The sequence below is a fragment of the Chryseobacterium lathyri genome (assembly GCF_003290185.1).
Taxonomy (GTDB): domain Bacteria; phylum Bacteroidota; class Bacteroidia; order Flavobacteriales; family Weeksellaceae; genus Chryseobacterium; species Chryseobacterium lathyri.
Genome location: NZ_QNFY01000005.1, coordinates 281704 through 295505, shown reverse-complemented (window position 1 = coordinate 295505; position 13802 = coordinate 281704). Strand labels below are relative to the sequence as shown.

13 protein-coding genes are annotated in these 13802 nt (G+C 37.4%); 5 read left to right on the top strand and 8 right to left on the bottom strand.

Going from position 1 to position 13802, the window contains the following annotated elements; all coding sequences use genetic code 11:
- Positions 1 to 64 precede the first annotated feature (64 nt).
- Positions 65 to 802 (bottom strand): hypothetical protein, encoded by a 738-nt coding sequence (locus tag DRF61_RS08990; protein ID WP_111956136.1) that lies wholly within the window; start codon positions 800 to 802, stop codon positions 65 to 67.
- A gap of 357 nt (positions 803 to 1159) precedes the next feature.
- Between DRF61_RS08990 and DRF61_RS08985 the strand changes: the two genes are divergently transcribed.
- Complete coding sequence (locus DRF61_RS08985) at positions 1160 to 2002, top strand: prephenate dehydrogenase (protein WP_111956134.1); 843 nt, start codon at positions 1160 to 1162, stop codon at positions 2000 to 2002.
- Between the two features lie 172 nt (positions 2003 to 2174).
- Here the strand turns inward: DRF61_RS08985 and DRF61_RS08980 are convergent, their stop codons facing one another.
- Complete coding sequence (locus tag DRF61_RS08980) at positions 2175 to 3593, bottom strand: L-serine ammonia-lyase (protein WP_111956132.1); 1419 nt, start codon at positions 3591 to 3593, stop codon at positions 2175 to 2177.
- Between the two features lie 190 nt (positions 3594 to 3783).
- Here DRF61_RS08980 and DRF61_RS08975 point away from each other — a divergent pair, with 190 nt between their 5' ends.
- Both DRF61_RS08975 and DRF61_RS08970 read left to right on the top strand, forming a co-directional pair.
- Positions 3784 to 4362, top strand: coding sequence for a Crp/Fnr family transcriptional regulator (locus tag DRF61_RS08975; protein ID WP_111956130.1), 579 nt, complete (start codon positions 3784 to 3786; stop codon positions 4360 to 4362).
- A 60-nt stretch (positions 4363 to 4422) separates the two neighbouring features.
- Positions 4423 to 5046: an FMN-dependent NADH-azoreductase gene (locus DRF61_RS08970; RefSeq protein WP_202974498.1), complete on the top strand. Its 624-nt coding sequence runs from the start codon at positions 4423 to 4425 to the stop codon at positions 5044 to 5046.
- 77 nt (positions 5047 to 5123) lie between these two features.
- Here DRF61_RS08970 and DRF61_RS08965 read toward each other — a convergent pair whose 3' ends face one another.
- From DRF61_RS08965 to DRF61_RS08940, 6 genes are all read right to left on the bottom strand, one after another.
- Positions 5124 to 6467 carry an ammonium transporter gene (locus DRF61_RS08965; protein ID WP_111956126.1) on the bottom strand — a complete coding sequence of 448 codons (1344 nt, stop codon included), beginning with the start codon at positions 6465 to 6467 and terminating at the stop codon, positions 5124 to 5126.
- Positions 6468 to 6573: 106 nt separating this feature from the next.
- A complete protein-coding gene (locus tag DRF61_RS08960; RefSeq protein WP_111956124.1) occupies positions 6574 to 7215 on the bottom strand; it encodes an alpha/beta hydrolase in 642 nt (213 codons plus the stop codon).
- A gap of 301 nt (positions 7216 to 7516) precedes the next feature.
- On the bottom strand, positions 7517 to 8146 hold the full coding sequence (locus DRF61_RS08955) for a YceI family protein (protein WP_111956122.1): 630 nt from the start codon (positions 8144 to 8146) through the stop codon (positions 7517 to 7519).
- A gap of 78 nt (positions 8147 to 8224) precedes the next feature.
- The gene (locus tag DRF61_RS08950; RefSeq protein ID WP_111956120.1) at positions 8225 to 8791 is read right to left on the bottom strand and encodes a YceI family protein; all 567 of its coding nucleotides are present in this window, start codon (positions 8789 to 8791) and stop codon (positions 8225 to 8227) included.
- A gap of 145 nt (positions 8792 to 8936) precedes the next feature.
- Positions 8937 to 9986, bottom strand: coding sequence for a glucokinase (locus DRF61_RS08945; RefSeq protein WP_111956255.1), 1050 nt, complete (start codon positions 9984 to 9986; stop codon positions 8937 to 8939).
- A gap of 115 nt (positions 9987 to 10101) precedes the next feature.
- Positions 10102 to 10665, bottom strand: a complete 564-nt coding sequence (locus DRF61_RS08940) for a hypothetical protein (RefSeq protein WP_111956253.1) — start codon at positions 10663 to 10665, stop codon at positions 10102 to 10104.
- A 236-nt stretch (positions 10666 to 10901) separates the two neighbouring features.
- On the opposite strand from DRF61_RS08940, the gene DRF61_RS08935 reads away from it, so the two are divergent.
- Together DRF61_RS08935 and DRF61_RS08930 are read left to right on the top strand one after the other, a co-directional pair.
- Positions 10902 to 12281 carry a DUF1800 domain-containing protein gene (locus DRF61_RS08935; RefSeq protein ID WP_111956118.1) on the top strand — a complete coding sequence of 460 codons (1380 nt, stop codon included), beginning with the start codon at positions 10902 to 10904 and terminating at the stop codon, positions 12279 to 12281.
- Between the two features lie 185 nt (positions 12282 to 12466).
- Positions 12467 to 13651, top strand: coding sequence for a DUF1501 domain-containing protein (locus DRF61_RS08930; RefSeq protein WP_111956116.1), 1185 nt, complete (start codon positions 12467 to 12469; stop codon positions 13649 to 13651).
- Positions 13652 to 13802 lie beyond the last annotated feature (151 nt).

Here is a 13802-nt window from a genome sequence, read left to right as displayed (position 1 = left end):
TAAAAGTTGGTTTTTATTTTTCCGGGAGTGATTCAATAAGTTTATTTTGTGTTAATTCACGAATCTATTTCACTTTAAGAAAAGTTCCTTCTAACGTTGCATTCAGTCCAAACTCACAATCACGCGACTGCTCAGATGGGACTGATGTAATTGATATAAATCCATTATAAAATGTAGCGAGGAATGAACATGATTTATTGATTTCAATAGTAAACTGATTATTTTTAATCATCACCTCCCCCGACGCATCTGCAATATTTCTGCCCGGAGCCCTGGTCACAGAGCCAATATCATAGGAATACATCTGACCTTTTATCTTTTTAATAGTAATACTTCCCTGATACCCATTTTCTCCATATTGATAGGTATACGTTCCTTCAAAATGATCAGACGGAACAGGTGAAAATATTTCCGGCTTCGGATTTACGTTAGTTTGAACATCAAGTGTCATGGGATAAACGGCGTCAGACTTTGTGGAAGACCAGTCTCCCTCTAATTTTCCATTTTTTAAGACCCCATCAATAATTCCGCTGATATTCCCATCGTTTTCAAATTCCTCCAGATGATAATGATTTCCAGAATTCAGTGTTCCTATTATTTTAATGGGTTTCTTTTCTTTAGTTTTTACATATCTGATGTTCCCTAAAACGACATTCTTTGAAACGCTGACATTTAGTTCAACAGGAATTTTTTGGTCAATAAGACCGCTAAAACTATAATCCGCATCAGTATTCTTTTGCTGAGCTTGGCAGATGCCTGCAGCAAAGCATATCATGAATGATATTTTTTTCAGATAATTCATATTATTAGATTTTAATGATAAAATGGATACGATTCAGTGAAATCATTTTTTTTCACAAAAAGGCCTCGTTATACAAAAGTACAAAAAGGCGGCCTAGTATCCATCAGGTATAAGGTTCTCTAGAGAAAAACAGATATTGAGTTTCAGTTTGAAGGTTAAGCCGGCAAAGAAGCACCATAATAATTAAGTCAAAAATATCCTGAGTTTAAAAAATATTTTATACCTTCGCTCTGTGAATTTCAATAACGGAACATATTATTATAGAATTTTTAACTCAAAACTGGGCTAGGATTCTTATGAACATAACTTAAAAACCTCGTCCTTGACGGGGTTTTTTATTTTAAAAAATTTTAAAAGATGAAAATAAGTATTATTGGTACAGGGTTAATCGGAGGCTCAATGGCTTTAAAATTAAAGGAAAAAGGCATTGCAGATTTTATCTACGGAATCGACAATAATCAGCAGCATATTACGGAAGCATTGAATCGTCATATTATCGATGCCGGCACGGATCTAGAATATGGAGTTAAAAATGCAGACTTCATCATCATTGCCGTTCCTGTAGATGCGGCCAGAAAACTGCTTCCGGAGGTTCTGGATCTTATATCAGACCAACAGACCGTTATGGATGCGGGATCAACCAAAGCCGGAATTGTAAATGCTGTCAAAGACCATCCGAAACGTTCCAGGTTTGTAGCATTTCACCCAATGTGGGGTACAGAAAACAGTGGTCCAGGATCTGCTGTTTCTGACAGTTTTTCTGGAAAAGCCGGAGTGATCTGCAATAAAGAGGAATCTGCCCCTGATGCGCTTCAACTGGTTGAAAAAGTGGCAGAAAACCTGGATATGCACCTGATCTATATGAATGCGGAAGCTCATGATATTCATACGGCTTATATTTCACATATTTCACACATTACATCATATGCTCTGGCCAATACTGTTTTGGAAAAGGAACGGGAAGAAGAGACCATTTTTCAGCTTGCCAGTTCCGGTTTCTCCAGTACAGTACGTCTTGCAAAATCTCATCCTGAAATGTGGGTGCCTATCTTTAAGCAAAACAAGGAGAATGTTCTGGATGTTCTGAATGAGCATATCACACAGCTCCGAAAATTCAAAGCCGCATTAGAAAAAGAAAATTATGAATACCTTGAAGAACTGATCAGCAATGCCAACAGGATCAGAGGTATTTTAAGATAAAAAGTACTAAGCTGAGCTTGACTTGTCCTTAACAAGCAATTGATTTTGTCTTAATTTCCTTAATCGTTTCATAGCTCTTAATGGTTTAAAATTATTAAGCTTTAAATACATCATAAAAAATCCTTAGATTGATTTCTAAGGATTTTATATATAAAACAGTATCATTTTCTTCTTAACATTCAGGAACATTGACCGCAATGGCAAGTCCACCTTCTGAAGTTTCCTTAAAACGGTCACTCATTGATAAAGCTGTTTCCCACATGGTCTGAATTACTTCATCCAGTGTTACTTTTGCTTTAGCAGGATCACTTTCAAGGGCAATATTAGCTGCTGTGATCGCTTTCATGGCCCCCATTGTGTTTCTTTCAATGCAGGGAATCTGCACCAATCCTTTGATCGGGTCGCAGGTAAGTCCAAGGTGATGTTCCATAGCTATTTCAGCCGCCATCAATACCTGGCCGATACTTCCGCCTAAAATCTCTGTAAGTCCGGCTGCTGCCATCGCTGATGAAACTCCGATTTCAGCCTGGCATCCACCCATTGCAGCAGAAATGGTTGCATTTTTCTTGAATAAAGTTCCAATTTCTCCGGCAACCAGTAAAAACCTTACGATATCATCTTCGCTGATACATTCTGTAAATGCCTGCGAATACATTAAAACTGCCGGAATAACACCGCTGGCTCCATTGGTAGGTGCTGTAATGATTCTTCCGAAGCTCGCATTTTCTTCATTCACTGCCAAAGCAAAACAAGCAATCCATTTATTGATATTGGTGAAATTCTCTTCTGCATCGACCACCAATTTAAACCATTCATCGATATTTCTATAGATCTTGTCTCCTAAAAGCTTTCTGTTGATGCCTGCAGCTCTTCTGGTCACATTTAAACCACCTGGAAGAATGCCTTCTTTATTGACGCCTTTGTAGATACATTCTTTAATATTCTTCCAGATATTCAGTGCTTCCTGCCTGGTTTCTTCCTGGGATCTCCAGCTTTCTTCATTAATCAGGATCAGATCTGAAAATCTTTTAAATCCTAATTTTTCACAGTATTTCACAATATCCGAACCGTGATGGCAAGGATATAATGTTCGGACGCAGTGCTTTTCTATGGAATTTTTTTCCTGGCTGGCAATAAAACCGCCTCCTACAGAATAAAAATCCTGAACAAGCTCGGTGCCGTCTTCAAAAACAGCTTTAAAGATCATTCCGTTTGGGTGAAAATCAAGTGATTTTTCCATATTCAGGATCAGGTGATGTCCGTACACAAAAGGAATTTCTTTTTCGCCACCCAGATTCAGGATCTGGGTATTTTTTATCTTATCGACTTTCTCATCGATCTTTGTTGTGTCTATTGTTTTGAAATCTTCTCCATTCAGTCCAAGCATTCCGGCAATATCCGTCCCATGTCCGATTCCGGTTTTAGCTAAAGAGCCAAAAAATTCAAGGAAAACTTCTTTCACCTCTGCGATTGATCTTTCCCTTTTTATAATTCTAATAAATGCAGAAGCTGCATTCCATGGGCCCATCGTATGCGAACTGGATGGCCCTATTCCTACTTTAATAATCTCAAAAACCGATATTGATTCCATAGATAATTCTTCATTTTCCTCTTAAAACAAAGATACGCGATAAATCCCAATAAAAGTGTTCCCGGATCTCAGAATTAATAACAGTTCATAAATCATGGAATGCCTTTATAATAGGTATTTTTGTAAATTAGCAGTTATAGTGGTCACCTCAATCCATTTATATAGGTTTCTCTCCTTTTAATCACTTCAAATGGAAACATTAATTAAGAATATTGCACAGCATGTCAGGTTAAGTCCCGAAGAAGAAGCTGTTTTCAAAAGCTTCTGGACAGAAAAAACATTGGAAAAAGGTGAATTTCTTTTAAGAAACGGAGAAACCTGCCGCTATGACAGCTATATTGTTTCGGGTGTTTTAAAAGCGTTTTGCATCAATTCAGAAAACGGAAATGAGGAGATTCTTTTTTTAGCTATTGACCATTGGTGGGCAACCGATATCTCCAGCTTTTCTAAACAAAAGGCTTCCATTTACAATATACAGGCCGTAGAAAAAACAAATCTTTTACAGATCAGTCATCAGTCTTTTCAAAAAATGCTGCAGGAAATTCCTTCCCTGGAAAGATACTTCAGGATTATTTTAGAAGGCTACCTGGGAACTCTTGAGAAAAGAATTGTATTTAATAACATGTACAAAGCTGAACAGAAATATTATGATTTTCTAGATACTTATCCTGATATTGCCTCCAGAGTTCCTCAATATTTAATTGCATCCTATTTAGGCGTGTCAGCCGAATTTATAAGCCGAATCCGGAAAAAAAATAAATCCTCTTGAACTAGATCAATTTTTCAGAAATGAATAATCAGGAATTTTGTTATTATAAAATTCATCATAATGAAAGTATTGATTATTAACGCCAGTGTAAGAAATGAGAGGTCTTACAGCCGAAAATTAACCCAGCTTTTTATTGAAAACTGGAAAGCCAAATATCCCTCAGATATATTTACGTACAGAGAAACAGGTATTGACAGTATTCCCAATATTGACGAATCCTGGATTGCAGGAGCCTTTAAAAAGCCTTCAGAGAGGACAGAAGAAAACCAAAAGGCATTACGGCTAAGCAATGAGCTGGTACAAGAGCTTAAAGAACACGATATGTATGTCATTGGAACTCCAATGTATAACTGGGCTGTTCCAAGTGGGTTAAAAGCTTATATAGATCAGGTAATGCGCATCAATGAAACCTGGAAATTCAGATCAGGGGCTCCCGATGGCGACTACGTAGGTTTGCTTGAAAACAAAAAAGTATTTATATTATCTGCCCGGGGCGATACAGGATACGGAGAAAATGAAAAAAACGGACATATCAATTTTCAAACAGCCTACCTAAAACACATTTTCGGAATCATGGGAGTCAAAGATATTACCATTTTTTCGTTAGATAATGAAGAGTTTGGGGGCGAAGTATTTGAAAAATCAAAAAACAAAATTTTCAGCGCCATCCAATCCATTGAATAAGCTCGGGAAAAATCCCTTTTGAGTATTTATCAGGGCATTCAACTTTACTGCCTATGCCCTGTTTTTTTTAGTAATCATCACTTGAAACTTTCTTCATGCTGGGAAAGATCCAGCCCAATAGATTCTGCTTCTTCGGAAACTCTAAGGGTAATTATGGAATCTGTAATTTTATACAATAGCAGCGAGCCAAAGAATGTAAAAGCTGAAACAAGCACCAGAGCAGCCATATGATGTGCAAAAACTTCAATACCTCCATGAAGAAGGCTGGCATTTTCACCATGGGCAAAAACAGCGGTCAGGATCATTCCCATAATTCCCCCTACTCCATGACAGGCAAAGACATCCAGGGTATCATCTATTTTTTTCAACGCTTTCGAGTTTACCATAAGATTGGAAACAATAGCAGCTGCAAATCCTATAAAAAGGCTTTCCGGAATGCTGACAAAACCACAGCCGGGGGTAATGGCTACCAGCCCCACTACAGCCCCGATACAGGCTCCCAATGCAGAAACGCTCCTTCCATTGATCCTGTCAAAGAATATCCAGGTCATCATAGCAGAAGCAGAAGCAATGGTCGTTGTCCCGAAAGCCATTGCAGCAGATGCATTTGCGCTCAGAGCGGAACCGGCATTAAACCCAAACCACCCGAACCACAGCATTCCTGTTCCAAGAAGTACGTAAGGAATATTGGAAGGCTCATGGTGTGGATTTTTCCTGTTTCCCAGGACCATAGCTCCGGCTAAAGCTGCAAAACCGGCACTCATATGGACTACGGTTCCACCGGCAAAATCTTTTACTCCAAAAAATTTATTCAGAAGCCCGTCCGGATGCCATACCATATGGCAAAGCGGTGTATAGATAAAAATGCTGAAAAGCACCATGAACAACAAATAAGAGATAAAACGCACCCGCTCAGCGAAAGAACCTGTGATCAGTGCGGGAGTAATAACGGCAAATTTCATCTGAAAAAGGGCAAAAAGGACGAAAGGAATGGTGGAAGCCATCATTTTGTGAGGTAACACTCCTACATGGCTGAAGAATGGATAACTTAAGGGATTTCCAATGATTCCGTAATGTATACCATTGATCTCAAAACCTAATGAATCCCCAAACGATAAGGAAAATCCTACAACGACCCATAAAATAGAAATAACCCCGAGCGCAATAAAGCTTTGCAGCATAGTGGAGATCACATTTTTCTTTCCTACCATGCCTCCATAAAAGAACGACAGTCCGGGTGTCATCAAAAGTACAAGCCCTGCTGCTGCAAGAATCCATGCTACATCTGCCCCTACGATTTTATCTTCACTGAGAAATTCTCCGGTATTGGGAAGATCAACAACCGGACTCCAAAATAATCCTCCGAATGCCACCAGGGTAATGACTGAGAATGATACGATCCACTTTAAACCAATTTTCATACAATTTACATTTTACCCCATCAAAATTAAATATAAATTTTATAAAAACATATATTTTAATCAAATAACCCTTAAATATTACACCTAAATTAAAATGCAAGCAGTTTTAAATAAAAACCTCCTTTAATATTTTAGATACTTCTTTGTGTTTTGTAGCAGGAAAAAGATGGGTTCCTCCTTTAATCACATAATCCGGTTTTGAATATTTAATAGGAAAAACAATGTCTTTATCTCCCAATATCTGAATAACTTCCGGAGTTTCTTCAAATTTCCATTCCGAAACTTTTTCTACAGACCATTTGAGGTAATAGGGATCTCTGACTCTGAAATATTCAAGGATTTTAGGATTTTTAGGGTCAAAAAGTTTTCTGACTACAGAATACACATTGGCAGCTTTGTCATTAAACATCCCGACAGGAAGTATTCTTGGAATCTTTGTAATCTCACCGGTCCTGATAAATTTAGATTTTTCTTTATCTGATTTAATGCTTCCCATGATGACTACTTTTTGTGCAGGCTTCAGCTTATTGATCTCCTGCACCATAATGCCGCCAAAAGAATATCCAAGCAGGCAGAACGGCTCAGAATCATCTACTTTTTCTGCCATTCTTTGGACATAGGAATGAAAAGGCTCGTTTTTTTCGGGAATGAGCCAGTCTATAAAAATTAATTCACAGTTCTCGGGAAATTCCAGTCTTTCCAATACTTTAAAATCGGCCCCGAGACCGCTTACTACATAAATTTTCATAGTACTAATTTATGAAAAATGGAGGAAAAGACAGTGATTAAATTTTGGTTGTGCATTATTGGAACCATTAAGCTTATTGAAGGTTTTTAGAATGTTAGATTTGGTACATACGAAGTTTTTAACGTGAAGCCTTTATTCATCCTTTTATTTAAGAGAGGCAAAGGATCGTGCCTACGCCACTGAATAAACGGTCGAATTGCAAACCGAATTAAAGAATAATTAATCTCGACACCCTGTTTATACCACCAAAAAAGGGCAGTTTATAAAAACCGCCCTTTTTAATATTTGAAGTATATTGTACTTATTTCTTTTTCTTTACAGGAACCCTGTTTTCGTTATCAAGCTTTTCTGTAGAAACCCTGAACTGGATATCCATTTCGTTCTTGATGAAGTAATCTTTCAATGAAGACTGGTAGAATACTTTAAAATCTCTTCTGTTCAGAGAGAACTTGGCAGACTCTACCACTACTGTAAACTGGGTTACATATACATTGGCAGGAAAAGTAATTGTTTTTCTTACTCCTTTGATGGTAACATCACCATACACCGTTGAATTGTACTCACTGTTTGCTAAAGGAATGATTTTAGTCAAGTGAAACTTTGCGATCGGGAATTTTTTAACTTCAAAGAAATTGGTGCTTTTCAGATCATTGGTAAGCTTAATCTGATCTTCATCGGAAACATCTCCCGCCATTATGCTTCTCATATCTATAATGAACTCTCCATCTACAAGGACTGTTTTATCAAAATTGAATTTCCCGCTTTTCAGCTTTACCGTCCCTGAATGCGAAGAAGCTTCAGTTTTTACAACTTTATATCCCCACCACCTGATCTCTGATGAAGTCACTTTTGAAACCTTATCAAATTTCTTCTGTGCAGAAACAAATGATATGCTCACACACATCATAGCAAACAATAGTAATCTTTTCATTCTTTTTTATTTACAATTCAACAAAAATAAAAAAAAGTGTAGAACTTCTACACTTTTAATAATCTTTTTTTGATTAAATTATTTAGCAGTTACCTTTACAAGCATTTCGATGTCATCTTTCACAAAAACATCCTGCATTGTAGATTTGTAAGCCACATCAAATTTCTGTCTGTCGAAAGAGAATTTTTCAGAAACCAGACTTACCACTCCTTTGCTATAAGCAATTTTTGCAGGGAAAGTAATAGGATTTGTCTTTCCTTTAACGGTAAGGTTTCCAGTTACTAAAGAATTATAGATTTTATCGCTGTTTTTCTTTACAGAAGTGATTTTGAAAGAAGCAGTTGGAAATTTTTCAACCTCAAAAAAGTCACCGTTCTTAAGATGTCCGTTTAATTTCTGCTGGTATTCTCCGGTAAGGTCGGTTGAGTTGATGGAAGTCATATCCAGTACAAAGCTTCCTCCTACAAGGTTATTCCCCTTCATGATCATGTCTCCGGATTTTACTTTCACTGTACCGTCATGAGAACTTGCCTCAGATTTTGCTACTTTGTATCCCCACCAGTGAACATCAGATGCCACTACTTTTTTTGACTGTCCGAATGCAAGGCCACCAGCTAAAACCGCTAATAAGAATATTTTTTTCATTTTGAATAAGTTATTTACTTGTTTAATGGTGCAAATGTAGCCAACTTATCTGATAGATTTCATTGATGTATATCAATAAAATCAATTATTTTTATGAATAATATCAGTCCATAAAAAAACTCCGAAAGTTTCGGAGTTTTGTATGTTAATTTTGATAGTAGGCAGTGTACAGAGCGGCTCCTTTTAATGCCGTATGATTCTGTTTAATCAGATAAATGGGTGTGCTTTTCAGTAATGCTTCCATCTTATCGCTGATCTTGAACTTATCATAGAATTTACCTTTGTCGATATATTCTCTGATCACCTGCGGGATATCTCCTGCGATCAGAAGTCCTCCGGTAGCCTTAAGTTTCAGTACAAGGTTATTGGCTTCTCTTGCAAGGAATTCCACGAAGGTGTCTAAGGCAATTTTACAAATCAGCACATCATCTTCCACCGCAGCTTTGTAAATTTCCTCTACAAAGTTTCCTCCGTTAAGACGTTCTGCAAGCCATTCCGGTTCGGGATGCCTTTTTACGTCTCTCAAGAATCTGTAGATATTGAAAAGACCGGTTTTAGAGAGTACATTCTCCCAGCTTACAATACCATAGATATTATTTAAGAACTGATAAAATTCTACCTCAACATTTGTTCTTGGTGAGAATTCTGAGTGTCCTCCTTCTGTTGCAAAAGGTCTCAGGTTTTTTCCGTCAAAGAAATATCCGGCTTCACCCAGTCCGTTTCCGGGAGCAAGGATCGCTACATTTCCTTTTTCAAGATGTCCGCCGGTATAAATAGGATCCAGATCGCTGTCCTCAAGAAGTCCCATTCCATAGGCTGACGCTTCAAGGTCATTCAGCATATCCCCTTTCTCGAATCCGAAGTCTCTGGTATATTCTTCAATATCCAGGTCCCAGCCCAATCGTGCAGGGCTACTTTTGCCATTAATTACAGGTCCCGGTACAGCCACTGCCAGACGCTTCACATTGTCCAGTTGGTTATCTTGTATGAATTTTCTTAGTATGTCAGAAAATGAAGTGTAATCTTTAGTGTTATACTCATTCTGAATTTTAATCTCAAGGCCTCCGTTACTGGAAACAAAATAGCCTAAGATTGTTATATCTTCACGGAGACTTGCTCCAATGATAGTGACATTATCATTATTACTGTTCTCTACTCCTGGTAAATAAAGCGGAAATTTTGGATTCAAAATCATAACCTCAAATTTTATCAAATATAATAATAGTTTTCGTAAATCTTGCAGGGAAGCAAAAAACCTTTTCATTTTCATAAAAAGGTTTTGGCTAATAATTGTTTATATAAAAATCTAACTACTTTCCTAATGGAATATTGTATCCGAATCCTACTCCGATATTCCCCACATTATAATCCTGTCCTGCAATATCTCCTTTATCTCCTACAAAAACCTTCTGATACTGTACGAAGAAATTCCAGTCTCTGTTGTGGTATCCGATCTCCGGCTTGATGTAAAAACCTCCGTCCGGTCTGTCAGCAGAACTGTTGGAAGCTACTTTATCATCTCCTACAAGAAAACCATATCCTAAGTCTGTTCCAAAATAGAAACCAGTCTGTTTAGGATAAATTCTTATTAAAGCTCCTACAGGAATTACTCCTACATCGTTGTTATCATAACCGTTGTTGCTTTTTCCGAAATAGTGAGTATACCCTGTTGCAATACCTAATCCAAATCCTGGAGTGATCAAATTCTGGTAAGATACATCTACACCTGCTGCTGCAGAAAGATTATCCGCAGGCACTGCTAAACCAACATTCGCACCTACTTTGATCATATTATTCATCTTTGAGTTCTGTGGGCTTGCGATACCTGCTGTCAAGATTGCAGCCAGTACTATTGCTTGTTTTAACATTTTCATAACTCTAATTTTAATTTTACTATTCCAATAAGCTGTAAAAATCATGCCAAGGGAGGCCTTTTTTTCGACTTTAACATTCAATTGCATTACAATATAATGATTATCAATATGTTAATTTATAATAAATTCAAATGATTGTTTAAATTAAATCTTAAAAAAAGATAATATTAAGAAATCTTAACCGTTATTATTTTAACCTTTTCCGTTCTATTTAATCAAAAAATTAAATCTCCACCATGCCTGATTCATTATTACATAATAAACATCTTCTCTGGCGTGCCGGTTTCGGAGTCGGAATCAACCAGATCGGTGATCTTAAAAACAAGAGTATAAAGGTGCTGACTGATGATTTATTTAAAGAAGAAAACTTTACAGAAGTTAATTATAATACTCCCGACACTTTTATTCAAGAGGATATGATGGTCGGTAAAACCCCTGCAGAACAAAGAAAAGAAATGCAGCGCATCAGCAGGCAGCAAAATAATGAACTGAACCTTAATTTTCTGGACAGAATGGTGAACAGCAAGGAGCAGATGAGAGAAAAAATGTCATTTTTCTGGCATGGACATTTTGCAACAAGAATCAATAATTCAAAATTCAATAAACAGCTCCTTAATACGATCAGGAAGAATGCGTTGGGCAATTTTAAAGATCTTCTCTTTGAAGTAAGCCAGTCGCCGGCAATGCTGAATTTCCTCAACAACCAGCAAAACAAGAAAGGCCACCCAAATGAAAACTTTGCCCGCGAAGTGATGGAATTATTTACCATGGGAAGGGGAAATTACACTGAAAAAGATATCAGGGAAGGCGCAAGAGCATTTACAGGATGGGGTTATGACAAAGAAGGCTATTTTAAAGAAAGAAAAAACCTGCATGATGAAGGTTCTAAAATATTTTTAGGGAAAACCGGAAATTTTACCGGAACTGACATTTTAAATATTATCCTTGAACAGAAAGCCACAGCCAGGTTTATTACCACAAAAATATATAAGTTCTTCGTTAATGAAAATGTAGACAGTCCTATTGTGGATCAGTTAAGTGCAGACTTTTACAATTCCGGATATGATATCAAAAAGCTTATGACTGAAATTTTCTCAAGTTCATGGTTCTACACGCAAAAGAATATCGGAAACAGAATAAAATCTCCTGTAGAACTGATGGCCGGCATGATGCGGATGCTTCCCATGAACATTCAGAATCCGGAAAATCTCATCGTTTATCAGAAGCTTCTGGGACAAATGCTACTCTACCCTCCCAACGTAGCCGGATGGCCCAACGGAAGGTCATGGATAGACAGCTCTACCCTGATGCTGAGATTGCAGATTCCACAGATATGGTCCGGATTACGCCCTTTAGAATACAGCCCCCGACAGGATGACGATATTGACATGGGCATGAAATCCCGTGAAACCGCTTTGAACAAATCATTTAAGAATCCCAACATCACGATAGACTGGAACAGGCTGGAAAAAGTATTTGCTGATAAAAAATGTGAAGATTATCTGATTCAGAATGCCCAAACACTGGATATGGATTCTGTGAAAAACTTTTCTGATAAAAGTATAAAAATGAATATCATCAATCTGATGTCTACCCCGGAATACCAATTATGTTAAGTGTAGATAGTAGGTTGCAGATAAAAGGTTGCAGTAATAGTAACCGCCGTTTGGCTCTGCAGCCTTTGATTTATTATTTGTCACTTTAAAATATTAATAAAAGCTTCCAATATTAGTAAAATCAAGATTCAGTCCTGCTACCCGTCATCTATTATCTGCTACCTTTTACCTAAAAAAGCAAAATTATGTTAATCAAGAGAAGAGAATTCCTCAAAATAAGTTCATTAGCTACCGCATCGTTCATGATGCCCAATTTTCTGAAAGCAATGGCGTTGGATGAAGCCTTAGTGTCTAATCAGAAGATTCTTGTCGTGCTGCAGTTTACGGGCGGAAATGATGGACTGAATACAATCATTCCTACAAAAAACGATGTTTATTTTAAAGAAAGAAGCAGTATTGCCATCAAAGATTCTTTACCGCTTAATGATGAAACGGGAATCAATCCGGCACTGTCCTTTTTTAAAGAACTTTTCGATAACGGTGAGCTGTCGGTGATGAATAATGTAGGATACCCGGACCCTGACAAATCGCATTTCAGAAGTATGGATATCTGGCACTCTGCCAGCCGCAGCGACGAATTCCTGGAAACAGGCTGGCTGGGTCGTTTTCTGGATGAAGAATGCTACCGCTGCGAACATCCCACACAAGCTCTTGAAGTTGATGATATGCTGAGTCTTGCATTGAAAGGGGAAGACAATAAAGCATTTGCTTTCAAAGACCCGAAAAGACTTTACCAAACAAGCCAGGAGAAGTATTTTAAATCTCTCTACGATCATCATCATGAAGATGAAACAGTTTCTTATTTATATCAGACTTTGGGTTCTACCATTAATAATGCTGATTATATTTTTGAAAAAAGTAAGTCTAAAAAAACAGAGCAGACTTATCCAAACTCCCAGCTGGGAAAGGATTTTAAAACCGTCGCCTCCTTGATTAAATCTGATATCAATACTCAGGTTTATTATCTTTCGGTAGGAAGCTTTGATACGCACGTCAATCAGAATGACAGGCAGAAAAAGCTCTTCAGCGACATTAATGAAGCAGTAAAATCTTTTGTAACCGACCTGAAAAGCAATGGAATTTTTGAAAATGTGCTGTTAATGACTTTTTCAGAATTCGGACGCCGTGTGGCTCAGAATGCAAGCAATGGAACCGATCACGGAACAGCCAACCAAATGTTTTTTATAAGCGGAGGTCTTAAAAAGAAAGGACTTCTGAATGCGCTTCCCAACCTGCAAAAACTGAATGAAGGGGATCTGATCTATACGGAAGATTTCAGAAAAGTTTATGCTACAATCCTCAAAAACTGGCTTAAAGCAGATTCTTCCAAAGTATTGGGCTGGAAAAATGGTGTGTATGATTTTATATAATTGAATCTAAATAAAACGGCCACCCTGATTGTATTAATCAAAATGGCAGTTAATTAAATTTTACAGGTTTTTATGTCTGTAAAATTTGAACATCGAAATGTTTTTATTGTTTATCTCATTTAAAATCTCTCGCAGATTTTGCAGATGCCAC

Excerpts from the sequence above, each read along its gene's own strand:
- DRF61_RS08990 (WP_111956136.1), bottom strand. The coding sequence starts at position 802 with ATGAATTATCTGAAAAAAATATCATTCATGATATGCTTTGCTGCAGGC.
- DRF61_RS08985 (WP_111956134.1), top strand. The coding sequence starts at position 1,160 with ATGAAAATAAGTATTATTGGTACAGGGTTAATCGGAGGCTCAATGGCT.
- DRF61_RS08980 (WP_111956132.1), bottom strand. The coding sequence starts at position 3,593 with ATGGAATCAATATCGGTTTTTGAGATTATTAAAGTAGGAATAGGGCCA.
- DRF61_RS08975 (WP_111956130.1), top strand. The coding sequence starts at position 3,784 with ATGGAAACATTAATTAAGAATATTGCACAGCATGTCAGGTTAAGTCCC.
- DRF61_RS08970 (WP_202974498.1), top strand. The coding sequence starts at position 4,423 with ATGAAAGTATTGATTATTAACGCCAGTGTAAGAAATGAGAGGTCTTAC.
- DRF61_RS08965 (WP_111956126.1), bottom strand. The coding sequence starts at position 6,467 with ATGAAAATTGGTTTAAAGTGGATCGTATCATTCTCAGTCATTACCCTG.
- DRF61_RS08960 (WP_111956124.1), bottom strand. The coding sequence starts at position 7,215 with ATGAAAATTTATGTAGTAAGCGGTCTCGGGGCCGATTTTAAAGTATTG.
- DRF61_RS08955 (WP_111956122.1), bottom strand. The coding sequence starts at position 8,146 with ATGAAAAGATTACTATTGTTTGCTATGATGTGTGTGAGCATATCATTT.
- DRF61_RS08950 (WP_111956120.1), bottom strand. The coding sequence starts at position 8,791 with ATGAAAAAAATATTCTTATTAGCGGTTTTAGCTGGTGGCCTTGCATTC.
- DRF61_RS08945 (WP_111956255.1), bottom strand. The coding sequence starts at position 9,986 with ATGATTTTGAATCCAAAATTTCCGCTTTATTTACCAGGAGTAGAGAAC.
- DRF61_RS08940 (WP_111956253.1), bottom strand. The coding sequence starts at position 10,665 with ATGAAAATGTTAAAACAAGCAATAGTACTGGCTGCAATCTTGACAGCA.
- DRF61_RS08935 (WP_111956118.1), top strand. The coding sequence starts at position 10,902 with ATGCCTGATTCATTATTACATAATAAACATCTTCTCTGGCGTGCCGGT.
- DRF61_RS08930 (WP_111956116.1), top strand. The coding sequence starts at position 12,467 with ATGTTAATCAAGAGAAGAGAATTCCTCAAAATAAGTTCATTAGCTACC.